Source organism: Marinobacter sp. 3-2 (assembly GCF_003751355.1).
Taxonomy (GTDB): Bacteria; Pseudomonadota; Gammaproteobacteria; order Pseudomonadales; family Oleiphilaceae; genus Marinobacter; species Marinobacter adhaerens.
In genome coordinates, this window is sequence record NZ_RJUQ01000016.1 from 103,118 (window position 1) to 129,263 (window position 26,146).

Consider the following 26,146-nt stretch of genomic DNA (forward strand, 5'->3'; position numbering starts at 1 on the left):
CCTGGAGTACGCCATGACCGACACAGACGCTTATGTATCTGCCGTTGCAGAGTATCCCCTGCCGGACAACGGTTGGGCGGATCTCGACAACCGCGTGGTTGTATGCGTCAGCGGGCCGGGCACCGACAAGTTTCTTCAGGGCCAGTTCAGCCAGAACCTCGATGAGGTAATCCCGGAGTATTCGCCGCGCGCGGCCGCAGCAACGCCCAAGGGACGTGCCTACTGCCTCACACGTATGGTCCGTTCAGGCGACGATATCCTGATGGACTTTCCCGCCGAACTCGCTGACGACATCATCAGCCACTTGCGCAAATATCTGATGCTGTTTCGTGGAACCACCATGGAGGTGGTTCAGGAAACGAAGATTATAGGGATTCTGGGCAACGGCCTGGCAGAAACGCTCGCCGGAAAGCCACTGGATTCTCTGAAGGAGCCCGGGGACGCCTGCACGCTCCCTGACGGCATCCTCGTGAAAACGCAATCGACAGCCGAGGGCACACCCCGCTTCGAGTTCTGGCACACTGAAGAGGGCGAAGCAGCACTCCCCGCCAGCGCCCGCATGTCGGCGGCCGACTGGCAGGCCTCCGAAATCGCAGCGGGCGTCGCCTCTCTGACTACGGCCACACAGGAGTCCTTCGTGCCACAGATGCTGAACTGGCAGCATGTGGGTGGCGTGCATTTCAAGAAAGGCTGCTACACCGGTCAGGAAGTGATTGCCCGCATGCACTTCCTTGGGCAATTGAAAAAGAGCCTCTTCCGCTTCCGTATTGAACAGTCAGAAGACCTGCCAACCCCCGGAACCGCATTGTTTGCCGGCGAGCGGTCAGTCGGAGAAGTGGTCAACGCGATCAAATACGGCGACGGCAGCGTTGAATTACTTGCGGTGGTTCGCCACGATGCCGCTGAAAACACCTTGCATCCGGAGGGCCTGTCACAGGTGACGCTGGAGCCAATGCCACTGCCCTACCCGGTGCCCGAAAGGGAAAAAAGCGCACAATCAGATACATAAGTTGACAGGCAAACGCGCCAGAATTTGCTATTTTGCTATGTAATAGCTCACATGTTTGATTATTCCGGCAGGGCCATCAGCCGGAATCTACACGCGGACCTTTACTGACCATGTCGAATATTGTCGAAACCATCAAAGCCGATCTCAACGCTGCCATCGAAAACGATAAGCTGGTGCTGCCCACCCTTCCGGAGGTGGCCCTTCAGGTCAGAGATATTGCGCAATCCGAGGATTCTTCAATCGCCGATCTGGTCAAGGTCATCAGCAATGACACGGCACTTTCCGCACGCATCATCCGGGTAACCAACAGCCCGCTGTTTCGCGGCAGTCGGGCCATCGAAAACCTGAATATGGCGGTCAGCCGACTGGGCATGGCCTACACCAGCAACCTGGCCATGGGCCTGGCCATGGAGCAGATGTTCCAGGCCACGTCCGACATGATCGACAAGCGCATGCGCGCTACCTGGCAGACCAGTACCGAAGTCGCGGGCGTGTGCCATGTTCTTGCGCAACACTACACGAAACTCAAGCCCGACCAGGCTACCCTTGCAGGTCTGGTGCATCTGATCGGTGTGCTACCCATCCTGCGTTATGTGGAAGATCAGGATATCCAGATCAGCAGTATCATGCTGGACAATGTGGTCGATGAGCTGCATCCAAAGATCGGGGCGACCATCCTCAAGAAGTGGGATTTCCCGAAAGAGCTCCAGAACGTTCCCCTGGAATACGCCAACTTCAACCGGGAAGTGCCGACGGCCGACTATGCGGATCTGGTGATGGTGGCCAATCTGCAGCTGGTTGCGGGGTCAGAGCACCCCTGGAATGAAATGGACTGGACGAAGATTTCGGCGTTTGATCGTCTTGGGTTGGATCCGAATATCGACATGAGCGAGGAAGAGGATCTGAACGCTCAGATGGAAGCGGCTATGGCGCTGCTTCAGTAATAGCCGGTACTTCTTGCCCCCTCGCTTTTTGGTGGCTGGCGCGGGGGCGGTGAGCCTTTCCCTCGGGAAAAGAACTCGCTGCGCTCAGACACCTTTTCCTGTCGGGAAAGGCTCACCGCCCCCACACCGATCGAACCTTGGAAGGGCACCTCTTACCTGCCCTTTCAGCTCTTCTTGTATCTCTCGATCAGCTCAGCTTTGCTTGGCAACGCCCAGTTAACGGTGGGCTTTCCCTGCTGCTCCAGCCAGTCGTTGGCCTTTGAGAAATGCTTGCAACCGAAGAAGCCCCGGTAAGCACTAAGGGGTGACGGGTGTGGGCCGTCTAGGACCAGGTGTTTGTTGCGGTCGATGTGCTGGCCTTTCTTTTTGGCGTAGCTGCCCCAGAGCAGGAATACCACGCCTTCCCGCTCGCGGTTGATGGTTTCGATGACTTTGTCGGTGAAGGTTTCCCAGCCTTTACCCTGGTGGGCGCCGGCCTGGCCCTGAACGACGGTGAGGACGCTGTTGAGCAGCAATACGCCCTGCTCTGCCCAGGGCTGCAGGCAGCCGTGGTCGGGGGGAGCGATGCCAAGGTCGTCCTGGATTTCCTTGAAGATGTTTACCAGAGACGGCGGGATGGCCACTTTCGGGCGTACGGAGAAGCACAGGCCGTGGGCCTGGCCGGGGCCGTGGTACGGGTCTTGTCCGAGAATAACGACTCTTACGTTATCCAGGGGCGTGCTGTTGAGGGCGTTGAAGCAGTGTTGGCTCGCGGGGAACAGGACTTTGCCGGCCTGTTCCTCGGCGGCGAGGAATTCCGCCAGGCCCTGCATGTAGGGCTGGCGGAACTCTTCCGCGAGGTGTTCTTTCCAGCCCCGGTCGGGCCTGAGCTGGCTGGCCAGTACCTCAACCGGGCTCATGGATCAGTCCTCGTCTTTCCGGCTTTCCGCCTTGTGCTCCGGGCGCATGGCCGGGAACAGGATAACGTCGCGAATTGACGGCGAATTGGTTAGCAGCATGGCCAGGCGGTCGATACCGATACCTTCGCCCGCGGTGGGCGGCAGTCCGTATTCCAGCGCCATCACATAATCCTCGTCATAGAACATCGCCTCGTCGTCACCGGCGTCTTTCTCGGCCACCTGGGCCTGGAAGCGCTCGGCCTGGTCCTCGGCGTCGTTCAGCTCCGAGAAGCCATTGGCGATTTCGCGGCCGCCCACGAAGAACTCGAAGCGTTCGGTGACGAACGGATTGCTGTCTTTGCAGCGCGCCAGGGGCGACACTTCTTTCGGGTACTCGGTGATAAAGGTCGGCTGCATCAGGCGATGCTCGGCGGTCGCCTCGAAAATCTCGATCTGCACCTTGCCCAGGCCCCAACCTTCCTTGAGGTGAATACCCAGATCTTTGGCGACCTGACGAGCACTGGCGTCGTCCGCCAGCTGATCGGGCTTGATATCCGGGTTGTAGCGCAGGATGGCATCGACCACGGTCAGGCGCTCGAAGGTTTTGCCGAAATCGTACTCAACAGTCTCTTCGCTGCCATCGGCCAGGGTTCGGCTGTTCACCACGGTGGTCGTACCCAGGACTTTCTGGGTAATGGTGCGCAGCATGTCCTCGGTGAGATCCATCAGGTCGTTGTAGTCAGCGTATGCCTGATAAAACTCCACCATGGTGAACTCTGGATTATGACGGGTGGAAAGCCCCTCGTTCCGGAAGTTTCGGTTGATCTCGAACACCCGCTCAAAGCCGCCAACGACAAGGCGCTTCAGGAACAATTCCGGGGCAATACGCAGGTACATGTCGATACCCAGCGCGTTATGGTGGGTCACGAAGGGCCGCGCCGTGGCGCCGCCAGGAATCACCTGCAGCATCGGGGTTTCAACTTCCATGAAGTCCCTGTCGGTGAAGTACTGACGCATGGCGCTGATGATCTTCGAGCGCGCATAGAACACCCGACGACTGTCCTCGTTGACCATCAGATCGACGTAGCGGTGACGGTAACGGGCTTCCGTATCGGTCAGGCCCTTGTGCTTTTCAGGCAACGGGCGCAGGGACTTGGTGAGCAACACGTACTCGTCCATGGTCACGTAAAGATCGCCCTTGCCTGATTTGGACAGGGTGCCTCGCACGCCCACGATGTCCCCCAGATCCCAGTGCTTGGTGTCTTTCTGGACATCCTTGGACGCGTAGATCTGGATCCGGCCAGTCATGTCCTGGACCACCTTGAATGCCTTGCGATCGAGCATCATGCGGCCGGCAATGGCCACCTTGATACCGAGGGACTCCAGCTCTTCCTTGGTTTTTTCACCGTATTTCGCCTGCAGTTCGGCGGCGGTGGCGTCACGACGAAAGTCGTTCGGGAAGGCGTTGCCCTGGTCGCGCATTTCTGACAGTTTGGCGCGGCGCTCGGCAATCAGCTTGTTGTCCTCATGCGGTGCGGCATTCTGAGTTTGATCAGTCATTTTGGCTCACTAGGAATCGGGTTGTCCGGGTTAGCGTGGCAAAGGCGCTGGTTACAGCGCCATTTTCAGGCTGGCTTCGATGAACTTGTCAATGTCACCGTCCAGCACCGACTGGGTATTACTGGTTTCTACCTTGGTGCGCAGGTCCTTGATACGGCTGTCGTCCAGAACGTAGGAACGGATCTGGCTGCCCCAACCAATGTCGGCCTTGGCGTCCTCGGCTTTCTGTTTCTCGGCGTTGCGCTCCTGCATCTCACGCTCAAACAGCTTTGCCTTGAGCTGTTTCATGGCCTGGTCCTTGTTCTGGTGCTGGCTTCGACCAGCCTGACAGGCCACGACAATACCGGTGGGATTGTGAGTCAGACGCACCGCCGACTCGGTCCGGTTAACGTGCTGACCACCAGCGCCGGAGGCACGGTAAACATCCACCCGAAGATCCGCCGGATTGATTTCAATTTCGAAGCTGTCATCCACTTCCGGTGACACAAACACGGAAGAGAAAGACGTGTGCCGACGGTTGCCGGAATCGAACGGTGACTTACGCACCAGACGGTGAACGCCAGTTTCGGTACGCAGCCAGCCATAGGCATAATCGCCCTGGATGTGAATGGTGGCACTCTTGATGCCCGCCACTTCGCCCTCCATCAGTTCGACTATCTCGGCCTTGAAGCCGCGGCGTTCGGCCCAGCGCAGATACATGCGCAAAAGCATGTTGGCCCAGTCCTGGGCTTCGGTGCCACCAGAACCGGCCTGTATGTCGAGGTAGGCGTTGTTGGCGTCCATTTCGCCGGAGAACATGCGGCGGAATTCAAGCTTCTCGAGCTCTTTATCAAGACCCTCAAGATCTGACTCGATCTCGGCAACGGTGCCCTCGTCCTCTTCTTCTGCAGCAATATCCAGCAGGCCCTCGGCGTCTTCCAGGCCGGAGGTGAGGTTGTCGATGGTCTTGACGATCAGTTCAAGGTCCGCGCGCTCTTTGCCCAGGGCCTGAGCCCGCTCCGGGTCGTCCCAGACGCTTGGCTGCTCCAGTTCGCGCTCAACTTCGATCAGTCGTTCACTACGCTGATCGTAGTCAAAGATACCCCCTGAGCGCTTCAGTGCGCTCACGAAGCTCTTTAATCTTCGTCACAATGGGATTGATTTCCATGAAACCCTTACTCGCTCTAGAAAATGGAGAGTAAAAACAGAGGCGGGATTCTACCGGAAATCGGTTTGTAAATCAGCCTGCGGGTTTCCGTGAATCAGGCAAGAGGCTCGAGGTAATCCACCAGAAGCTGGAGATTGGTGCGCCCCCGGAAGGTATTGGCATCCGGCTTGTAAACCACCCGAGCACCGGTACGGGTGTAGTCGGGCACTTCCGGGCCGGTATTAAAGGCAATACCGTCGATGATCCCGCCGCCTTCAACAGGTTGCAACACCAATTTCAGATGGTTTTCGCCGACTATCCGCTGGCTGACCACCCGGAACTCGCCGTCGAACAGTGGCTCCGGGAAATGCTGCCCCCAGGGGCCGGCGCGTTTGAGCAGCGCGGCGGTGTCCAACGACAGTTCACTAGCGCCCAGAGGCCCATCGGTTGTGATCGCCGCCTCCAGGTCCTCGGCCGAGAGGGTGTCTCGAACGGCGCGATCGAAGGCCTCGGAAAAGGCATCCAGATCATCCCTGGCGAGGGTCATGCCCGCAGCCATCGCGTGACCGCCAAACTTTTTCATGATCCCCGGATGACGTGAGTCGACCACGGCAAGCACATCCCGGATATGAAGCCCGGGAATGGAGCGAGCAGAACCTTTGATGTCTACGCCGTTTTCGTCCGGCGCAAAGGCAATGGTCGGTCTATGGGTCTGCTCACGGATACGGGCAGCCAGGATTCCGATAACGCCCTGGTGCCAATCGGTATCGAAAAGCGCAAGCCCCCAGGGCAGTCCATCCAGGTCCAGCGACATTGAAGACAGCAGATCCTGGGCCTGGGCTTTCATGTCTTTTTCTATGGTGCGGCGTTCACGATTGAAGGTGTCCAATTCCCGGGCCAGTCGGCGAGCCTCGTCCGGACTGTCTGCCAGCAGGCAGGCAATCCCGATACTCATGTCATCAAGCCGGCCCGCAGCATTCAGGCGAGGACCAACCACAAATCCGAGGTCGGTTGAGCTGATCGCCGTGTGGTCCCGACCCGCGACTTCCAGCAGCGCCAGGATACCGGGGCGGGCCTCACCCTGACGTATACGGCGCAGGCCCTGCTCAACGAAGATCCGGTTGTTGTGGTCCAGAGGCACAACATCAGCCACGGTGCCGAGCGCCACCAGATCCAGCAGGCACCCCAGGTTAGGCTCGGGATCAGGCAGGCGATTGGTTTCCCGGAGCTGCTTGCGCAACGCTGTGAGCACGTAAAACATGACGCCAACACCGGCCGCGTTCTTGCTCAGGAAAGGACAACCCGGCTGGTTTGGATTGACGATGGCATCGGCATCCGGAAGCTCTTCGCCGGCCAGGTGGTGATCGGTCACCACCACTTTCACGCCAAGTTCCTTGGCCGCTCGAACACCTTCAACCGCGGATATGCCGTTATCAACGGTGACCATCAGGTCTGGGAGCTGACCCTCGTCGCGCAGGCGTTCAATAATACCCGGCGTCAGGCCGTAGCCATCGGCAAACCGGCTGGGAACGCGAAAGTCGATACTCTGCAGACCCAGCATGGAGAGTCCAAGCATGGCAACGGCTGTACTGGTAGCACCATCGGCGTCGAAATCGCCGAGCACAAGCACCCGCTGCTGCTGATCGATAGCCTCGGCAAGAAGCTCAACGGCCCGGTCAATACCCCTCAGAGACAGGGGTGAAGCCAGGTGTTTCAGGGTGTAGCTCAGCTGCTCATCGGAGGTAACGCCACGGGCAGCGTAGAGGCGGCGAAGCAAGGGAGGCAGGTTTTGCCCCCAATCCGGAAAGGTATCGGGCTGGGGGCGACGCAGGATCTTTTTTGGTGTCATACCCGATCAGGCGTTTTTCCAGTGCTTGGCAATGAATGCCTGCACACCGTCGATATTGTTATCCAATACGGTATACCGCTCTTCCCGCTCGAACAGGTCGGCCATATGCGCCGGCAGCGGCGGCTCTACACTGACGCCAGACTCTGCCACGGCATCCGGGAACTTGGCCGGGTGTGCGGTACCCAGGGTAATCATTGGCACCGCCTGATCACGGCGGCAGTTGCGCGCTGCACGGACGCCGATGGCGGTGTGAGGATCCAGCAGATACTCGTTCTGCTCGTAGATCTCACGAATGGTGTCGCAGGTGGCCTTGTCGTCCACCGCATCGCTGTCAAAAAGCTTGCGCGCATGCTTCCAGCGATAGTCCTCGATACTGACGGGCCCCTTCGCAGCGTTTTCCAGCAGGGTTTTAACCGCCAGCCCGTCCCGGCCGTGGAGATCAAAGAGCAGGCGCTCAAAATTGCTGGACACCATGATATCCATACTCGGAGACAGGGTGTGTTCCAGTTGGTGCTGCTCGTATTTGTTACCACTCATGAAGCGATGCAGGATATCGTTACGGTTGGTGGCAATGACCAGCTGAGAGATTGGCAGCCCCATCTTCTTGGCAAGGTAGCCGGCAAAGATATCGCCGAAGTTCCCGGTGGGCACAGAAAACGCCATGCTCCGATCCGGACCGCCCAGTGCCAGGGAGGCATGGAAGTAGTAGACGATCTGGGCCATGATCCGGGCCCAGTTGATGGAGTTGACAGCTGCCAGCTGGGTTTTGCCACCCAGGAACGACTGGTTGCCGAAACTCTCCTTCACCATGCGCTGACAGTCGTCGAAGTTGCCACGCACTGCAATGTTGTGGATGTTTTCACCCTGGACGGTGGTCATCTGACGGCGCTGAACCTCTGACACCCGCTGATAGGGGTGCAGAATGAAAATATCCACGTGCTCGCACCGGCGACAACCCTCAATGGCAGCCGAGCCGGTGTCACCGGAGGTCGCTCCCATGATAACCACGTGCTGCTTGCGCTTCTCCAGAACATAGTCGAGGAGACGCCCTAACAGCTGGAGGGCGAAATCCTTGAACGCCAGCGTCGGGCCGCGGAAAAGCTCCATCACCCACTCGTTGGTATCCAGCTGAACCAGTGGGGCCACGGCCTTGTGGGCGAAAACCGAGTAGGTCTCGTCCAGCATCTTGCGGAAATCATCCGCAGGGATAGCGTCATCCACGAACGGGTACATTACGTTGAACGCCAGCTCACTGTACGAAAGCCCGCGCCAGCTCCGGATTTCTTCCAGATCAAAATGTGGCAGGGATTCAGGAACATAGAGGCCGCCGTCTGTCGCCAGACCGGTCAGCAGAACATCCTCAAAGCCCAGTGCGGGCGCTTCACCCCGCGTACTGATGTATCTCACGTTCGTACCTGTCAGTTGAAGTTTTCAGCGCGGATGCGGACAACATGGCCATCGGTATCGGACAGAGCTTCCAACTCTTCGATCGCACGGTTGATCTGGCGCTCCTGAACGGTGTGGGTCAGGATGATCACCGGAATACGTCCGTCCTTCAGCTCGGATTCCTTCTGCATGATCGACTCGATATTGATGCCATGCTCACTCAGGATGGAGGCAATCTTGGCCAGCACACCCGGACGATCCAGAGCGGTAATGCGCAGGTAGTAGGCAGACTGGATGTCCTCCATGGACAGAACATCCAGGTCTTCCATGGCATCCGGTGAGAAGCCAAGGTAGGGCACACGCAGCTTGCTTTCGGTCGCCACGGCACGGGCCACATCGACGATATCGGCAATAACAGCCGACCCGGTTGCCTCATCCCCTGCTCCGGGACCGTAATACATGGTCTGGCCAACGGCATCGCCATCCACCAGCACCGCGTTCAGGACACCATCAACCTGGGCAATCAGATGACTCTGGGGCACCAGGGTCGGATGCACACGCAGCTCGATGCCATCATCGCGGCGACGGGCAATGCCGAGGTGCTTGATGCGATAACCCAGCAATTCGGCGTGAGCAATGTCATAAGGCGTAATCTTCGAAATGCCTTCGGTGAAGCCTTTCTCGAACTGGAGAGGCACGCCAAACCCGGCCGATGCCAGTATGGTCAGCTTGTGGGCGGCATCAATGCCTTCCACATCAAAGGTCGGGTCTGCTTCGGCGTACCCAAGATCCTGGGCTTCTTTGAGAACCTCGGAAAATTCCCGACCGGCACGCATTTCGGTCAGAATGTAGTTCCCGGTGCCGTTGATGATGCCAGCAATCCAGTCAATGCGGTTTGCCGCCATGCCTTCACGAACAGCCTTGATGACCGGAATACCGCCGGCTACACCCGCCTCGTAAGCCACCACAACACCAGCCTTCTCGGCCGCCTCGAAGATTTCGTTGCCGTGGACGGCAATCAGGGCCTTGTTCGCGGTAACCACGTGCTTGCCGTTGCGGATTGCCCCCAGCACCAGCTCTTTGGCCGCATCGTAACCACCGATGAGCTCGACCACGATATCCACGTCGGGATCGTTCACCACGTCGTAAATGTCGGTGCTGAAGGGCACATCGCCGAGGTCCATATCCTCGCGGGCCCGGCGACTGGCAACCCGGGTGATCCGGATATTGCATCCGGCCCGACCGGCAATCAGCCTGGCGTTGCGGGTCAAGACATTAAAGGTACCGCCGCCGACGGTTCCCAATCCGCAGATTCCGACACTGACGTCTTTCAAACTCTCACCTCTGATCCCGAAGGGGTGCTGATGAATTATATTAGGCGGGCATAGTATACCGATTCAGGCCTCACTGAATAAGCCCTGAATCGGATCCTTCGAAAATACCGTGTAACGCATCCCGTACGATAGGTGCGCCAGGGTTTCAGAGCAGCCCGAGGCCTTCGGCCAGACGCTGGGCCGGGACATAGCCACGAATCATGCTGCCATCTTCCAGAACAATGGCAGGCGTCCCTGTGACCCCTGCCCGGCCACCAAGCTCATACTGCTCGCCCACCGGATTTTCGCAACTTGCGTCGGGTACTGAGCGGCCGGCCTTGGCTGCGTCCATGGCCGCCTGCTGATCGTCAGCACACCAGACCGACTCATACTTCTTGAAAGACGCTGTATTGGGGCCGGACCGGGGAAACGCGTAGTAATTGACGGTAATGCCATAGTCATTCAACTGCGGCACCTCGTCATGCAGCTTCCGGCAGTAAGGGCAGTCGATATCAGTAAACACGCTTACCACGGCCTTTTCGTTTTTCGCCGGGAAGCTGATAACTCCCTCGTTACCATAGTCCGCCATCATTTCGCGACGGGCCTCCGTGCGGGCGGCTTCGGTGACATTGGCAATGCCCTGATCGGTAATCTTGAGAAGATCTCCCGTCATCAGGTACTGGCCATCCTCGGTCGCGTAGATGGTGTCGCCATTGTTGCTCTGAACCTCATAGAGGCCCTTGGCTTCGGATTCCTTTACCGACACCACCTTGAGGCCGGGGACGGCCTGGGTCAGACGCTCGGAAATCCGGTCTTCCACTTCACCGGCACTGACGCTCGCCGCGCCAAAGGCACCCAGGACAACTCCAAGCGCCACAACCACATGTTTCATATTCATTCTGGCAAACAACCTTTTCCAGTAAACAGTTAAACAACCCGGGCAGTATTGGCACAGGCCGGGAATCAATTCAATGCGACAAATACACAAAAAGAAAGTTCACCCCCAATCGCGGAACCGCCCCACGGCTAGCCCCTGGGATGGTGAGCCTGGTGCAGCGACTGCAGTCGCTGACGAGCCACATGGGTGTATATCTGTGTTGTCGACAGGTCAGAGTGGCCCAGCAGCATCTGCACCACACGCAGGTCCGCTCCATGATTAAGTAGGTGCGTGGCAAAGGCATGCCTGAGTGTATGAGGCGACAGGTGTTTGCGAATACCCACTCGAACCGCGTAGTGCTTAATACGATGCCAGAAAGTCTGACGAGTCATCGCCGCAGCACGGTTGCCCGGGAACAGCGCATCGCAGGATCGCCCTTTAAGGAGTTCCGGCCGCCCTTCCTTCATATACTGCAGCAACCAGTCCACTGCCTCTTCACCCAGGGGGACCAACCTCTCCTTGTCGCCCTTGCCAGTGATCCGAACCACGCCCTGACGAAGGTTTACCTGATCAACCCGCAACTCGGTCAGCTCCGAGACCCGCAGACCGCAACCGTAGAGTATTTCCAGCATGGCCTTGTCCCTGAGCTCAATGGCAATTCCGGGGTCCGGCTCGGAAAGCAGCGCATCCACCTCGCCCTCGGTCAGCGAGTCGGGGAGACGCCGAGGCAGCCTGGGGCTGTCAATCCGAAGGGTCGGGTCTTCAGTAATCAGGCCTTCTCGCAGCAGAAACCGATAAAACCGCCGCAGCCCGGACAACCGCCTGGCCGCCGTGGAGCTCTTGACGCCCTGCGCGAGGCCACTGGACATCCAAGCCAGTAAGTCGGTTCTGCGAACATCCTTGAGCAGCGGCTTGCCAGGCTGACTTTCGAGCCATTCCGACAACCGCAACAGATCGCTCCGGTAAGCCTGGCGGGTTTTTTCGCCCAGTCCGTCCTCCAGCCAGATGGCATCAACAAACCTGACGATCACCGATTCATCTTCTGCTCTCATGGCAAGTTCCCAGACTGCATAGGTCCCACAACACACCAAGCATACCGAAACCTCAGACACAAAAAAGGCAGCCCTCGGCTGCCTTTTGCTGACTGCTGTTCAGCGCACTGCTGATCAGCCCAGCTTTTCCTTGATACGAGCCGCCTTGCCAGACAGGTCGCGCAGGTAGTAAAGCTTGGCCTGGCGAACATCGCCACGACGCTTCACGCTGATGCTTTCGATCAGCTTGGAGAAGCTCTGGAAAGTACGCTCAACACCAACACCGTAGGAGATCTTACGTACGGTGAAAGAGGAGTTCATGCCGCGGTTACGCTTGCCGATGACGACACCTTCGAACGCCTGAAGACGCTCACGGTTACCCTCGGTTACGCGAACCTGAACGACCACGGTGTCACCCGGCGCAAACGCGGGGATTTCCTTGGTCATCTGTTCTGCTTCAAGTTGACTGATGATGTTGTTCTTGCCGCTCATCGTAATGCTCCTGATACCCAATCTGTTAATGCCCTGATTATTCAGAGGCACCCGGTTCGTTCAAAATCTCTTCCAGCAGCTCACGCTCTTCGTCCGTAAACACCCGCTTTTCCAGCAGGTCGGGGCGTCGCTCCCGGGTTCGCCTCAGCGACTGCTTGAGCCGCCAACGCCGGATCTGATCATGGTGACCGCCCAATAAAACATCCGGCACCGCCTGACCTTCGTAAACCTCGGGCCGGGTGTAGTGCGGACAATCCAGCAAACCGTCGGCGAAAGAATCCTGCTCTGCCGACTGCGCATGACCCAGCGCTCCGGGGATGAGGCGTGTAACCGCATCAATAACAGCCATCGCTGCCAGTTCGCCACCGGACAGCACAAAATCGCCCAGTGACACTTCCCGATCGACTTCCGTCGCTATCAGGCGCTCATCAACACCCTCGTACCGGCCCGCCACCAGAATCAGTTGCTGTTCTGCCGCGAGCGACTCGACAACAGACTGGTTCAGCGTCTCACCCTGGGGCGACAGGTAAACCACACAGGGGTTTCCGGGTGCCGATTCCCGTGCCGCATGGATTGCGTCCCTCAGGGGCTGAATTTTCATCAGCATGCCCGGGCCGCCACCATAGGGCCGGTCATCTACCGTGCGATGCCGGTCCTGGGTAAATTCACGGGGATTCCAGGTCCGAAAGGTCAGCAGACCATCCCGAACCGCACGCCCTGTGATCCCGTAATCCGTCACCGCACCGAACATCTCCGGGAACAGACTGACTGCGCCAATCCACACCCGTCAGAACTCCGGATCCCAGTCCACCACCATTTGCTTTGCGGCGAGATCAACACTCTGCACCACTTCGCCCGGCAGATAGGGGATCAGACGTTCACGTTGATCAATGGAGCCTGCTGTTGCCTGCACCACCAGAACATCGTTGGATCCGGTTTCCATCAGATGGTGCACTTTACCAAGGCACTCATCATCCACCGTGAACACATCAAGACCTTCCAACTGAAACCAGTAGTACTCCCCATCGGGAAGCGGCGGCAATTCAGCAGTGGAAACCCTGACTTCGGCACCACAATACGTGCGGGCCAGATCACGGTCGTCAATACCTTTCAGCCTGACAACGATCCCCTGCCCCTGGCGGCGACCTTCCTCAAGCTTGGCCGGAATACGCTTGCCATCCAGATCAAGAGTCCAATCGGGATAGTTCAGTATTCCTTCCTTGGGGTCTGTGTAGGAAAAGACTTTAAGCCATCCTTTGACCCCAAACACCGAGGTAATCCGGCCGATCACAGTTTCCTGCGAATTCTGTGTCATGCCATAAACCCCGGTGTCAGTACTGTCTTACCCAGCAGCCTTCAGCAGCTGTGCAACGCGCTCGCTGGTCTGCGCGCCCTGACCGAGCCAGAAATTGACACGATCACGATCAACGCGAAGACTCTCTTCCTGACCACGGGCTACCGGGTTGAAGAAACCTACGCGCTCAATGAAACGACCGTCGCGGGATTTGCGACTGTCGGTGACTGTCAGATGGTAGAACGGGCGCTTCTTGGAGCCGCCACGAGCCAAACGGATAATTACCATTTAACCAATATCCTGTTCTGTTGAACGAACTTTGTACGATTCACGCCTGCTGAACACCAGCTGACGCGAAGACCCATACTCGAAAGGGGCGCTATTCTATGCTAAAAAAGCGCCAAAGAAAACAGCAAAACCAGTTGTTTCCCCGTTTTCCATGTAAGGCTTTTTACATACGGCCAAACGGGGGCATTCCGCCTCCCCCACCGCCGCCAGGGGGCATCATGCCACCCATGCCGCGCATCATATTCGCCATACCGCCTTTCTTGCCAAACTTTTTCATCATCTTCTGCATTTGCTTGTGCTGTTTCAGCAGACGATTGACGTCCTGGATCTGAGTTCCAGACCCCGTGGCGATACGGCGTTTGCGGGAATTGTTGATCACATCCGGGTAACGCCGCTCTTTTGGCGTCATGGAGCAAATGATCGCCTCCATCTGCCCCATGGACTTGTCGTTGACCTGTTGCTGCGCCACCTGGGCCATCTGCCCCATGCCGGGCAACTTGTCGAGCAGGCCACCGATGCCACCCATGTTCTTCATCTGCTGAAGCTGATCCCGAAAATCCTCCAGATCGAAGCTTTTACCCTTCTTGATTTTCTTGGTGAGCTTCTGGGCCTTCTTCTGATCAAGCTTGCGCTCTGCCTCTTCAATCAGCGAGAGCACATCGCCCATACCCAGGATCCGGGAGGCAACCCGGTCCGGATAGAACGGCTCCAGCGCATCAGACTTTTCACCAACACCCAGGAACTTGATCGGCTTACCGGTAATGTGACGAACAGACAGGGCGGCACCGCCACGGGCATCGCCATCGGTCTTGGTCAGTACCACGCCGGTCAGCGGCAGGGCATCGTTGAACGCCTTGGCGGTGTTGGCGGCATCCTGGCCCGTCATGGCATCGACCACGAACAGGGTTTCAACCGGGTTGACCGCTTTATGCAGCCGACCAATCTCTCCCATCATCTGTTCGTCGACGTGCAGTCGGCCGGCGGTATCAAGAATTACCACATCAATGTGTTTCTTCCTGGCCGCGGCAATGGCACCCTCGGCAATATCAACCGGGTCCTGATCAGCACTGCTCGGGAAGAACTCGACACCCACTTCGCCAGCGAGGGTTTCCAACTGGCGAATCGCCGCCGGACGGTAGACGTCGGCGCTGACCACCAGGACGGATTTTTTCTGCCGCTCTTTAAGGAAGCGCGAGAGTTTGGCGACCGTGGTCGTCTTACCTGCACCCTGCAGACCTGCCATCATGACCACGGCCGGCGGCTGGACGTTCAGATTGAGGGACTCATTACCCTCGCCCATGACGCGTTCCAGCTCCTGCTGGACAACTTTCACAAAGACCTGGCCCGGCGTCAGACTGCGCTGCACCTCCTGGCCAATGGCACGCTTGCGGACGCCCTCAACAAAGTCCTTCACCACCGGCAGGGCGACATCCGCCTCCAGCAGCGCCATGCGTACTTCCCGCAGGGTGTCCTTTATGTTGTCATCAGTGAGGCGCGCCTGGCCGGAAATCTTGCGCAGACTGCCGGAAAGTCGGTCTTGGAGGTTCTCAAACATGTTGCTCTTCCGTACCCCGGATAAATTGAGTGCGTGAATCGGCAGAGCCGGCGACGACTCCTTGATTCCAGTTGCATAATCGCGACATTATAACCAGACTATCGCCCTGAAACGACCAGCCCGGTCAAATCGGCGCAAACCAGCGCCGATCCCCAGTCAGAACAGTGGTTAATAAGGAAGTCATGGGAACGCTGATTCTCGCGGTCACCTCTCTTTTTCTTTACAGCGTCGGTACCGCGCTGCAGGCCCTGCATTTCAGGGGCCGGGTTCAAAGCAACATTGCCATTACTACCCTAATTGGCGTTCTCGCCCTGACCAGCCACGGACTTCTCATTGGCCAGACAGTCCACCACGACGGCGGCTTCGATTTCAGTTTTTTCAAAAGCTCCGTGCTCATTTCCTGGCTGATCGTCTTCCTTCTATTGGGACTCAACCTTAAAAAGCCGGTGCAAAGCCTGTTTCTCGGCGTGTACCCGCTGGCCGGCCTCACCATTATTCTCGCCCTGGTTACCCATGGACCCTCGAGACTGGTGTCCGAGCAAAGCTACGGCATGCTCTCCCATATTGCGCTTTCGGTGACAGCCTACAGCCTCTTTACTCTGGCGGCCATCCAGGCGGTTCTACTTTACTTCCAGAATCGCCAACTGAAGCACAATTACAACAGCCTGCTGGTTCGTAACCTGCCGCCTCTGCAAACCATGGAGTCGCTGCTGTTCGAGATGGTCTGGGCCGGCGTCGTCATGCTGATTCTGGCCATTGTGACCGGCGCCCTCTTTATAGAGGATCTCTTTGCCCAGAACCTCGCCCACAAGACCCTGTTCTCGATCCTGTCCCTGCTTGTGTTCGTGGCGCTCCTGATTGGTCGTTACACCAAAGGCTGGAGGGGCATCACCGCCAGCCGTTGGACCCTCGCTGGCTGCGCACTCCTGATGCTGGCCTTCTACGGCAGCAAGTTTGTGCTGGAACTGATCTTCCAGCGCGGCGGCTGACACCGGAAGCACCGGTTATTCTCTTGACACAACGCTCGCCGAAACCCTATTTTCGCTACTTGTCAGCAATATAAGGACACCTCTTTTGAACGAAACATCGCTCACCGCGCTGTTTATTCTCCTGGTTGGACTGATCCTCCTTTCCGGTTTCTTCTCGAGCTCCGAGACGGGGATGATGTCGCTCAACCGATATCGTCTCAAACATATGGCCAAAACCGGCCATAAAGGTGCCAAGCGCGCCCAGGGCCTGCTGCAACGAACCGACCAGCTGATCGGCGTCATCCTGATCGGCAACAACTTCGTGAACATCTTCGCCTCTTCGATCGCCACGGTTATCGCGATTCGGGTCTGGGGCGATGCCGGCATCGCGATTGCCACCATCCTGCTGACCATCGTGATTCTGATCTTCGCAGAAGTCACTCCGAAAACCCTTGCAGCACTATTTCCCGAAAAAATTGCCTTTCCGGCCAGTTACATACTCGGTCCGCTGCTAAAAATCCTGTATCCGATTGTCTGGGCGGTGAACCTGTTCACCGGAGGCATACTGAAACTGCTGGGCGTTTCCGCCGCAGACGCTGCCAACGACCACCTCAGCCGGGAAGAACTGCGAACACTGGTGAACGAGGCAGGCGCCCTGATACCCGCCAAGCACAAGGACATGCTGGTCAGCATTCTGGATCTGGAAAAAGTGACCGTGAATGACATCATGGTGCCTAGAAACGAGGTAGTGGGTATCGACCTGGAAGACGACACCGACACCATTCTGCGCCAACTGCGGAGCAGCCAGCATACCCGGCTTCCGGTCTTCAAGGGCGACATCAATAACATTCAGGGCATACTGCACCTGCGCAGCGCTTCCAAACTGCTGCAACAGGAGGAAATCAACAAGGCCATGATCATGCAGCTTTGCCAGGAACCCTATTTCATCCCGGAAAGCACGCCCCTGAACACCCAACTGATCAATTTCCAGAAAGGTCGTCGTCGGTTCGGCGTTGTTGTCGATGAATACGGCGACGTTCTTGGCCTCGCGACACTGGAAGACATACTCGAAGAGATCGTCGGCGACTTTACGACGGATTATGCCGCCACCAGCCCCGACATCATCCCGCAGGACAACGGCACGTTCATTATCGATGGCACTTCCGCAGTTCGAACCATCAACAAGACCCTGGGCTGGAAGCTCCCTACCGATGGCCCCAAAACCCTCAACGGCCTGATTACCGAAACCCTGGAGAATATCCCCGACACCAACGTCTGCCTGAAAGTGGACGGCCACCGGGTAGAAGTGCTGCAGATCAAGGACAATGTCGTGAAAGCAGCCATTGTGCACCCGAAAAAACGCAAAAAACGTTCTCTGTCACTGAAACAGTAAAACTCGGACACCTCCTCCCTATGGCGCTATAGACCCTTCGGTTATAGCGCCTTCCGTTCTTGAAAGATCAAAATTTAACCGCCAGCTTGACCCCCGGTGATCCCCCACCAACACTGAAGGAGCGTGCGATACAAAAACAATCACAAGGAATACGTCCATGAGTCTGACACACACGTTTGGTCTGCTCGCCCATCCCGACCAGGAGTGGGAGGCGATCCGCAATGAATCCGAGACTGTCACAAGACTGTACGCCGGCCACATTCTGCTGCTGGCATTGATCCCTGCGGTTGCCGGCTTCATCGGAACAACCCAGGTAGGCTGGCAAATTGGTGATGGCCAGATCACCAAGCTGTCGGTAACGAGCGCACTCCAGCTATCCACACTTTTCTACGCGGCCATGCTTGCCGGCATTTTTATACTCGGCAAGTTCATTGATTTTTTCGCCGCAACGTATGATGCGGTAGAACGGACGCCCAGAGGCGTTGCTCTGGCGGCGTACACGGCAACCCCGATTTTCCTGATTGGCGTAATCGCCGCGTATCCGAACATATGGGTGAATATGCTGGCAGGCCTGGTGGCGGTTGCCTACGCGGTCTACCTGCTTTACGAAGGGCTACCGATTCTGATGAGGATCCCGGCGGACAAGGGGTTCATGTTCGCCTCTGCAGTCCTGACGGTTGGCCTCGTTATGTTCGTTGCCCTGCTCGCCATCAGTGTCGTTATCTGGAGCATGGGCATAGGCCCGGTTTACGTGAACTGACCGCAAATTCTCCTGCAAGTCAGTAATCTGCACGAGGGTGCCTGTTGGGCACCCCGTGTTTTTTTGAATTTGCTCCCACGTTAGCGTTTGGTCATGTTAACTTTGGGCAAAATGCGGTAAATTTAACCAATAACGAGAATCCAAGGATTTCAAGCTCGGTCATGTATCCGGTTGAGGCGTAAACAGGAGTCTGCCATGAACAAGCAGTCCGGCATACATTACCTCCGCGAACACAGGGAAGCCGGAAGTAACAGACCGGTTCCTGCGGAGGTCACCCGCATCCGGGACACGGTTGTCGCCGGGCTCGGTGATTTGCTGCAGGGCGCCTTCGACGCCGTCGACGATTCGCTGTTCGAGCTGGCCAATAATGCCCGCAGCAACAACGAACAGAACCGGTATTTCGAGGCGATGCGTGAAATTCGCATCAAGCGTAAGGGTGTCGAGCGGCATTTCCAGAACACCGTTGCCCAATATTTTGCCACCCCCCCTCACACCGGACCGCTTCAGGAAGAACAGCTGAGCAAGCAGGCCAGCGCCGACACTCTTGCCCTGGTCGGCAACGACGACCTTGAGGAGCAGGTTGCCCTCAACGCCATGATCACAAAGGCAAAGGCGCACTTTCAGGGCCCACTGCTGCAACTCCAGACCCGTTTCAGTCAGGTGTACCCCGAAGCCACCGACGAATCACCGGTCAATCCGATGGCACCGGAACACCTGTGCAGTGCGTTCACAGAAGCAATACAGGCCCTTGAAATCCAGATTCGTGAGCGCCTGATCCTGCTCAAGCAGTTTGACCGCTATGTTGTGTCCAACCTCGGCATGCTGCTGGACGAAGCCAACCGCATACTGATCCAGGCCGGCATCATTCCGAACTTCCGTTATCACGGCAAAGCCGGTCAGCAGCATGAGGCCTCCAGCTCCCAGTCGGCAGAGGCGCCAAAACAGGAAAGCGCGCCGGACGCTTCCGCGGCAGAACGGGCCGGCCAGGCCGCTAGCAGCAGCGCGGTTTTCGAACAGATCCGACAGATGCTGGCGCTGCAACGGGCCAATGCGGGCATACCTCCCCGTGCCTCGGACCCGAATGTCCGGGTCGTGGGTGACTCCGAGCTGGCAAGCCTTCTCAATTCATTGCCGCTTTCAGCCCCCAGGCAGGACCAGGGCAACCTGAGCGCCGGCGAACCTGTCAGCATTGATCTCCGTCAGCTGGTACAACAGCTCCTTTCCCAGACCGATACCGGGGATGGTCGAAAACCGGCGCTTAACGAGGTCGATGAAGACCTCATTAACCTGGTTTCCATGCTGTTTGAATTCATTCTTGACGACTACAACCTGTCAGCTCCGGTTCAGGTGTTGATAAGCAGGCTGCAGATTCCGATCCTGAAAGTGGTTATCCGGGACAAGAGTTTCTTCAGCCAGGCTACGCACCCGGCCAGACGTCTCTTAAACTCCCTGGCGAGAGCAGGCATCGGCTGGAGTAGCAGCGACGAGAAAACCAAGGACAAACTCTACGGACAGATTCACAACATTGTGCAAAGGATTCTCAACGAATTTGACGGTGATGTTTCGCTTTTTGAAACCCTCAATCAGGAATTCGAACAGTTCCTTGAACGGGAGAACCGAAAGGCGTCTCTGGTTGAGCAGAGAACCCGTGAATCCGAGCGGGGTCGGATCAAGTCCCAGACGGCTCAACAAACCGTCGACAATCTTCTTAAACAGAAGGTGTCCCGTTACAAACTGCCGGAGTCCATCCATGACATCCTGATGAATGGCTGGAGCCGCGTGATGTTTCTTGCCTATCTCAGGGATGACGTGGAGCATCGGTGGAATGCCACGGTGAAGGTCGTCGATGATCTGATCTGGTGTCTTCACCCCCACCAGGAAGATGACGAAAGAGACCAGTGGGTGCGGGTCGTGCCTGGCCTGCTGAAATCACTGCGGTCAGGGCTTGAAGAGGTCTCCTATAACTCATCGAGACTCGATGAAATGATGGGCCAGCTCAAGCATCAGCTGGCAGAGGCATTCCGGACCAATGCTGCCATCGAAGCACTACAGGATTCTCCTGAAGAGCCGGCGGAAGAGGAAATCGCGACCGTTCACCAGACGGCCGTTGAGCGCCAGCAGGAACTGGAAGACGCTGCAATCTCGGAATATGTTGCCCAGATTGACGGTATTGAGATTGGTAACTGGGTCGAGTTTCGACTGGTCAATGGTGCAAACTTCCGCTGCAAGCTATCCGCTATCATTGACGAAGCAGATTGCTTTGTCTTTGTGAACCGGATGGGGCTGAAAGTGATTGAGAAAACCCGGGTTGAACTGGCCCATGAAATGCGTCGTGGCCGGCTGACTCTGCTTGAGCAGGGCGCATTGATTGATCGGGCCCTGGATGCGGTTGTCGGCACCCTCCGGAGCAAGACCGCCTGACGCCAATGCCTGAAAAAAGCAGTCCCAATGCCCTGCCGGCTGCCTACCGGCTTGGGCTTGCCTTGTCTCTGGCTCTTTTCTTACACACGCTCCTGCTTTCAGGCATCCCCTCGCCCAAGGAAGAACCAACGGCCACGCACAGGGAGAGTGTACGGTTCGAGCTGGTAGTAGCCCCGGGCACTCACAGAACGGTTGCCGACCCGTCAGCTGACCCCAGCCCTCGTCGGGACGCACCACGGGTAACGCCGTTTGAGATTGATCCTCCTGAGCCGGCCCCCCTCTCCAAACCGGAGGTTGTGACATCCCGCGAGCCGCAACCCCCCGCCCCGACAAAGGCAACAAATACCAGCGCCCCCCGCAGCGAAGCCGCACAGGCGAGCGCCAGCTCTGCTGCCGGAGAAGAACCCGAACAGCTCCCTGAAAAAACGGAGGAGAGCATTACGAGGGTTACGGAGTCACCGGGCGAGCTCGACCCCTATGTGGTCAAACTGGCCGTCCATCTGGCCCATCAACTTGAAGAACTGAGAGTGCCGGCCATGAGGAGCCTCACTGACACGGTCGCTATGGAAGTGGAACTGCAGTTGCTGGGAAATGGCGCCCTGACCCGGGCAAGGGTTCTGAAATCAACAGGAATCAAGCCAATCGATGAAGCTGCATATCGGGCTGCGCTGGCGGCTAGCCCCTACCCCCAGCCACCGAAGGATAGCGGGAGCGCGAACCGCTTCGAGGTGGAACTGTTGTTCACCCCGAAACGGCTCTGAGCGGCAGTGATCAGGCTTCTGCCTGCTTCGCCGCCTCTTTGACAAGTTTGGCCAGCTCACCGCTCTCGGACATTTCGAGAACAATGTCACATCCGCCAACGAGCTCACCATTGATGTAAAGCTGGGGATAAGTGGGCCAGCTGGAGTAAACCTTCAGGGCTTCACGAAGCTCCTGGTTATCCAGAATATTGACGAAAGCAAAGCGTTCGCCGCAGGCCATCACAGCCTGTACGGTTTTGGCCGAGAAGCCACACTGGGGTGCCTGTGGGCTGCCCTTCATGTACAGGATGATCGGATTCTCTTCAAGCTGGCTCTTAATGGTTTCATTGATATCCATGAACATTCACCTCTGTTGGAACAGTCTTGCCACACGGCAATTTTCTTGACGCTATTGTACACGGGTGCCGAACACCTCACCAAACACCTTGATTTGACCTCGAGCAACACCGGCAGTTCCAGCCCCGGCCACAGCGTTGTCATACCTGCTCCGAAGGGCTAGACTTGATGCCCCATTTTTTCAGCCAACGTTCAGGCAATCCCGCCAGCAGCGGGGTTCGGTGAGATAAGGGCCATTGCATGGCGGCAAGACATTTTCTGACATTGAATGACATGACAACCAACGAGCTGGAAAGCCTGGTTGATCATGCCACAGCATTGCGCAACGAGTGGCGGCAAGGGAAAGTTCGGGACTCCCTCAAGAACCGTGTCCTTGCGATGATCTTCGAAAAATCATCAACGCGAACCCGGGTTTCTTTTGAAGCCGGCATGACCCAGCTCGGCGGCTCCGCAATGTTCCTGTCGCCACGGGATACCCAGCTTGGCCGGGGCGAGCCGATAGAAGACTCGGCTATCGTTATCTCCAGCATGGTTGATGCGGTGATGATCCGCACCTTTGCCCATGAAACCGTGGAGCGCTTCGCGGCTGCATCACGGGTGCCGGTGATCAATGCGCTGACCGATGACTTTCACCCCTGTCAATTGCTGGCCGATATGCAAACATTCCGGGAACACCGCGGCAGTATTCGCGGCGCTACCGTAGCCTGGATCGGCGATGGCAACAACATGTGCCACTCCTACATCAATGCCGCCGCACAGTTCGATTTCAACCTGAACATCGCCTGCCCTGAGGGCTACGAGCCGGCAGAATCAATGCTCAAGGGCCACGAAGACCGGGTCAAGGTGTTCCGGGAGCCGGCCGAGGCAGCCCGAAACGCCCAGCTCCTGGTGACCGACGTCTGGGCTTCCATGGGCCAGGAAGACGAGCAGAAAGCCCGTGAAAGGGCGTTCAGTGGCTATCAGATCAATCCCGGGCTGCTCTCTGTGGCCGATAAGGATGTGCTGTTCATGCATTGCCTCCCGGCTCACCGTGGTGAGGAAATATCGGCGGACATGATGGAGCATCCTGCCTCTGTGGTCTGGGACGAGGCAGAGAACCGCCTGCACGCCCAGAAGGCACTGCTCGAATTTCTCATCCTGAACCGGCTGGACTGATTCCATGAGCACAACCGCACAATCTCCGGCAGACTGGCTGCTCGAGGTCAATAACCTGTCCTGTGGCTACGGCGGGGATTCTGTGGTCAAGGATGTCAGCTTTGCCCTGAGCCATGGCGACATCGGCTGCCTGCTCGGCCCGAGCGGCTGCGGCAAAAGTACCATACTGCGCGCCCTCGCCGGCTTTCTTCCGCTTAGTGGTGGCGAGATTTCGCTGCAGTCCCAGGCCATCAGCCTGCCCGGACGCACCCTGCCCCCGGAAAAGCGTCGGATCGGCATGGTATTCCAGGATTACGCCCTGTTTCCGCACCTGACTATCGCTGACAACGTGGGGTTCGGTCTGCGGAATCTGAACAAGGCAGAGAAACGGCAGAAGGTCATGGAACTCCTGAATGTCGTGCACCTGCAGGATCTGGCCGACAACTACCCCCATGAACTGTCTGGCGGCCAGCAGCAGCGGGTTGCCCTGGCCCGCGCCCTGGCACCCGAGCCCACCCTGATTTTGCTCGATGAGCCGTTTTCCAATCTGGACGCGGATCTGCGCCGTCGGCTGAGCCTGGATGTTCGCGAAATTCTGAAGACGCTGGGCATCAGCGCCATTCTGGTTACCCACGACCAGCAGGAAGCCTTCGCCATGTGCGATCAGGTCGCTGTATTGCGGGACGGCAGGATCCAGCAGTGGGACGTGCCCTACAACCTCTACCATGAACCGGCAAATCGTTTCGTTGCCAGCTTCGTGGGTCAGGGCGGATTCGTCCCCGGCACCGCCCTGGGGCCGGATACTATTGAATCCGAGCTCGGCGTGATCCACGGCAATCGGGCCTACAAATGGGAACCCGGCACCCTGGTAGACGTTCTGATCCGGCCCGATGACATCGTTCATGACCCTGACTCGGATCTGCAGCCCAAGGTGGTTGAGAAAACCTTTGCCGGCACTTCCACGCTCTACCGTTTCCGGTGTTCCGAAGACACAGAGTTCGAAGCCCTGTTCCGCAGCCACCTGGATTTCAACCTGGGTGAGCATGTGCCGGTGCGTGTCGAGGCGGATCACCTGATTGCCTTCGAACGCACCACCTGATTGAGAGATTCAGTTGTTGCAGACGCGCTCGACAGCATCCAGCCAGCCAGCATAGAGAGATTCTCGCAAAGCCGGACGCATTTCAGGGTGGAACTGCCGCTCACATTCCCAGAGCGCGGAGATCTGCTCAAGGTTGTCAAAAACACCTGTCTGCAGTCCCGCAAGGTAGGCAGCTCCGAGAGCGGTTGTCTCTGTAACCCGGGGCCGGTCAACGGTGACATTCAGTATGTCGGCCAGGAACTGCATCACCCAGTCGTTCACCACCATACCGCCATCCACGCGCAGCGATTCAAGTCGGGCGCCGTCGTTCTGGATCGCCCGCACCAGATCCTTGGTCTGATAGCAGACCGACTGCAGGCCGGCGGTAACGATCTCGCCAATGCCCGTATCCCGCGTCAGGCCCATAATGGCGCCGCGAGCATGAGGATCCCAATGAGGGGCTCCCAGGCCGGTAAACGCCGGAACCAGGTAAACCGGATTGTCGACTCCGACCGCCTCCGCATGGGCGGAAGATTCATTGGCGTGGGCAATCAGCTTGAGCCCGTCCCTCAACCACTGCATGGCAGCACCGGCAACAAAAATACTCCCTTCTACCGCGTAACAGGGCTTGCCGTTTAGCCGATAAGCCATGGTGGTCAGCAACCTGTTCTCGGACCGAACGGCCTTATCGCCCGTATTGAGCATGAGAAAACAGCCGGTGCCGTAAGTGCTCTTGGCCATGCCCGGGTAAAAGCAGGCCTGCCCCACGAGAGCCGCGTGCTGATCCCCTGCAATGCCGGCAATCATAACTGGCGCGCCCAACCACTGTGCTTCGGCGGTGCCATAGTCTGCGGCGCTATCGAGTACTTCCGGCAGCAAGGCCCGCGGCACGCGAAACAGTGCCAGAAGATCGTCGTCCCAGTCCTGCTTGTGAATATTGAAAAGAGCCGTTCTCGAGGCATTGGTGGCATCGGTGCAGTGGGATTTCCCGTTCGTCAGGTTCCAGAGCAGCCAACTGTCCACCGTTCCAAAAGCCAGTGCACCGGATTCGGCCCGGGCGCGGGCGCCCTCCACGTTATCGAGAATCCAGGCTATCTTGGTGGCCGAAAAGTAGGGATCAATTAACAGCCCGGTTCGTTCAACAACCGTGTCCTCATGGCCGTCGGATTTCAGTTTGGTACACCAGGATGCGGTTCGACGGTCTTGCCAGACAATGGCGTGGTAGATCGGCTCGCCGGTTGCCCGGTCCCAGATCACCGTGGTTTCCCGCTGATTGGTGATACCAATACCCGCCAGCTCCGAGGCGTCGATACCCGCTTTGTCGAGCGCGCCGCGACACACCGCCAGAGTGCTGTCCCAGATTTCCCGAGCATCGTGCTCCACCCAGCCATCTTTCGGGAAATACTGGTGAAATTCCTGCTGATCGGTTGCAACGCTGTTGCCCGTTTGGTCAAAAACAATAGCACGGGAACTGGTTGTGCCCTGGTCGATGGCAAGCAGATAACGGGTCATGGACGGCCTCCTTTTGTTTCCCGGAATTCTAACAGCAGAGCAGACGGGAAAGGGTGACCGATATGGAATTTGGGAGCAGGCATAAAAAAAGGGCCGGAAAACCGGCCCTCAAATGACGAATGAAACAAGGAAAGTTCGTAAGAACTACAACCTCAAAAGTCATCCCTTACGCTTTGCAGTA

Annotated in this window: 24 protein-coding genes; 9 read left to right on the forward strand and 15 right to left on the reverse strand. The window is 57.6% G+C overall.

Translation table 11 applies throughout. The features are described from left to right. Positions 1–13 precede the first annotated feature (13 nt). The gene (locus EDB94_RS15915; protein ID WP_108018804.1) at positions 14–1,009 is read left to right on the forward strand and encodes a folate-binding protein YgfZ; all 996 of its coding nucleotides are present in this window, start codon (positions 14–16) and stop codon (positions 1,007–1,009) included. A 110-nt stretch (positions 1,010–1,119) separates the two neighbouring features. After that, on the forward strand, positions 1,120–1,953 hold the full coding sequence (locus EDB94_RS15920) for an HDOD domain-containing protein (protein WP_014576275.1): 834 nt from the start codon (positions 1,120–1,122) through the stop codon (positions 1,951–1,953). A 164-nt stretch (positions 1,954–2,117) separates the two neighbouring features. Here the strand turns inward: EDB94_RS15920 and ung are convergent, their stop codons facing one another. The 13 genes from ung to ffh form a co-directional block, all read right to left on the reverse strand. Further along, positions 2,118–2,852, reverse strand: coding sequence for a uracil-DNA glycosylase (ung, locus tag EDB94_RS15925; protein WP_108018803.1), 735 nt, complete (start codon positions 2,850–2,852; stop codon positions 2,118–2,120). 3 nt (positions 2,853–2,855) lie between these two features. Then, the gene (gene lysS, locus EDB94_RS15930) at positions 2,856–4,391 is read right to left on the reverse strand and encodes a lysine--tRNA ligase (protein WP_108018802.1); all 1,536 of its coding nucleotides are present in this window, start codon (positions 4,389–4,391) and stop codon (positions 2,856–2,858) included. Between the two features lie 51 nt (positions 4,392–4,442). Then, positions 4,443–5,538, reverse strand: a protein-coding gene (prfB, locus tag EDB94_RS15935; RefSeq protein WP_099045589.1) for a peptide chain release factor 2 whose coding sequence is annotated in 2 segments (ribosomal slippage) — positions 4,443–5,465 and positions 5,467–5,538 — 1,095 coding nt in all. Because the reading frame shifts where the segments join, the coding sequence is not laid out codon by codon here. Between the two features lie 94 nt (positions 5,539–5,632). After that, positions 5,633–7,366, reverse strand: coding sequence for a single-stranded-DNA-specific exonuclease RecJ (gene recJ / locus EDB94_RS15940; protein WP_108018801.1), 1,734 nt, complete (start codon positions 7,364–7,366; stop codon positions 5,633–5,635). 6 nt (positions 7,367–7,372) lie between these two features. Further along, positions 7,373–8,773 (reverse strand): threonine synthase, encoded by a 1,401-nt coding sequence (thrC, locus tag EDB94_RS15945; RefSeq protein WP_014576270.1) that lies wholly within the window; start codon positions 8,771–8,773, stop codon positions 7,373–7,375. An 11-nt stretch (positions 8,774–8,784) separates the two neighbouring features. Continuing rightward, entirely contained in the window at positions 8,785–10,086 is a 1,302-nt protein-coding gene (locus tag EDB94_RS15950; RefSeq protein WP_108018800.1) for a homoserine dehydrogenase, read from the reverse strand. Positions 10,087–10,231: 145 nt separating this feature from the next. Beyond that, on the reverse strand, positions 10,232–10,963 hold the full coding sequence (locus tag EDB94_RS15955) for a DsbC family protein (protein ID WP_108018799.1): 732 nt from the start codon (positions 10,961–10,963) through the stop codon (positions 10,232–10,234). A gap of 128 nt (positions 10,964–11,091) precedes the next feature. Beyond that, positions 11,092–11,994, reverse strand: a complete 903-nt coding sequence (xerD, locus tag EDB94_RS15960) for a site-specific tyrosine recombinase XerD (protein WP_008176234.1) — start codon at positions 11,992–11,994, stop codon at positions 11,092–11,094. Positions 11,995–12,108: 114 nt separating this feature from the next. Continuing rightward, complete coding sequence (gene rplS, locus EDB94_RS15965) at positions 12,109–12,465, reverse strand: 50S ribosomal protein L19 (protein ID WP_008176237.1); 357 nt, start codon at positions 12,463–12,465, stop codon at positions 12,109–12,111. A 37-nt stretch (positions 12,466–12,502) separates the two neighbouring features. Further along, the gene (gene trmD / locus EDB94_RS15970; RefSeq protein WP_008176240.1) at positions 12,503–13,249 is read right to left on the reverse strand and encodes a tRNA (guanosine(37)-N1)-methyltransferase TrmD; all 747 of its coding nucleotides are present in this window, start codon (positions 13,247–13,249) and stop codon (positions 12,503–12,505) included. Positions 13,250–13,252: 3 nt separating this feature from the next. Further along, the gene (rimM, locus tag EDB94_RS15975) at positions 13,253–13,780 is read right to left on the reverse strand and encodes a ribosome maturation factor RimM (protein ID WP_108018798.1); all 528 of its coding nucleotides are present in this window, start codon (positions 13,778–13,780) and stop codon (positions 13,253–13,255) included. 27 nt (positions 13,781–13,807) lie between these two features. Next, positions 13,808–14,047: a 30S ribosomal protein S16 gene (gene rpsP, locus EDB94_RS15980; protein WP_008176245.1), complete on the reverse strand. Its 240-nt coding sequence runs from the start codon at positions 14,045–14,047 to the stop codon at positions 13,808–13,810. Between the two features lie 163 nt (positions 14,048–14,210). After that, on the reverse strand, positions 14,211–15,602 hold the full coding sequence (gene ffh, locus EDB94_RS15985; RefSeq protein WP_008176248.1) for a signal recognition particle protein: 1,392 nt from the start codon (positions 15,600–15,602) through the stop codon (positions 14,211–14,213). Between the two features lie 182 nt (positions 15,603–15,784). Here ffh and EDB94_RS15990 point away from each other — a divergent pair, with 182 nt between their 5' ends. The 5 genes from EDB94_RS15990 (at position 15,785) to EDB94_RS16010 (ending at position 21,905) form a co-directional block, all read left to right on the forward strand. After that, positions 15,785–16,591: an inner membrane protein YpjD gene (locus tag EDB94_RS15990; RefSeq protein WP_008176250.1), complete on the forward strand. Its 807-nt coding sequence runs from the start codon at positions 15,785–15,787 to the stop codon at positions 16,589–16,591. An 85-nt stretch (positions 16,592–16,676) separates the two neighbouring features. Continuing rightward, entirely contained in the window at positions 16,677–17,963 is a 1,287-nt protein-coding gene (locus EDB94_RS15995) for an HlyC/CorC family transporter (RefSeq protein ID WP_008176252.1), read from the forward strand. A 157-nt stretch (positions 17,964–18,120) separates the two neighbouring features. Further along, the gene (locus EDB94_RS16000; RefSeq protein WP_008176254.1) at positions 18,121–18,723 is read left to right on the forward strand and encodes a Yip1 family protein; all 603 of its coding nucleotides are present in this window, start codon (positions 18,121–18,123) and stop codon (positions 18,721–18,723) included. Between the two features lie 195 nt (positions 18,724–18,918). After that, on the forward strand, positions 18,919–21,144 hold the full coding sequence (locus EDB94_RS16005) for a DUF1631 domain-containing protein (RefSeq protein WP_108018797.1): 2,226 nt from the start codon (positions 18,919–18,921) through the stop codon (positions 21,142–21,144). Between the two features lie 5 nt (positions 21,145–21,149). After that, on the forward strand, positions 21,150–21,905 hold the full coding sequence (locus EDB94_RS16010; protein WP_108018796.1) for an energy transducer TonB: 756 nt from the start codon (positions 21,150–21,152) through the stop codon (positions 21,903–21,905). Positions 21,906–21,915: 10 nt separating this feature from the next. On the opposite strand, the gene grxD is transcribed toward EDB94_RS16010, so the two are convergent. Next, positions 21,916–22,242, reverse strand: coding sequence for a Grx4 family monothiol glutaredoxin (grxD, locus tag EDB94_RS16015; protein WP_008176261.1), 327 nt, complete (start codon positions 22,240–22,242; stop codon positions 21,916–21,918). A gap of 239 nt (positions 22,243–22,481) precedes the next feature. Here grxD and argF point away from each other — a divergent pair, with 239 nt between their 5' ends. After that, positions 22,482–23,396 carry an ornithine carbamoyltransferase gene (gene argF, locus EDB94_RS16020; RefSeq protein WP_008176263.1) on the forward strand — a complete coding sequence of 305 codons (915 nt, stop codon included), beginning with the start codon at positions 22,482–22,484 and terminating at the stop codon, positions 23,394–23,396. 4 nt (positions 23,397–23,400) lie between these two features. After that, on the forward strand, positions 23,401–24,474 hold the full coding sequence (locus tag EDB94_RS16025; RefSeq protein WP_014576257.1) for an ABC transporter ATP-binding protein: 1,074 nt from the start codon (positions 23,401–23,403) through the stop codon (positions 24,472–24,474). A 9-nt stretch (positions 24,475–24,483) separates the two neighbouring features. Here the strand turns inward: EDB94_RS16025 and glpK are convergent, their stop codons facing one another. Further along, on the reverse strand, positions 24,484–25,965 hold the full coding sequence (gene glpK, locus EDB94_RS16030; RefSeq protein WP_014576256.1) for a glycerol kinase GlpK: 1,482 nt from the start codon (positions 25,963–25,965) through the stop codon (positions 24,484–24,486). Between the last annotated feature and the right edge of the window lie 181 nt (positions 25,966–26,146).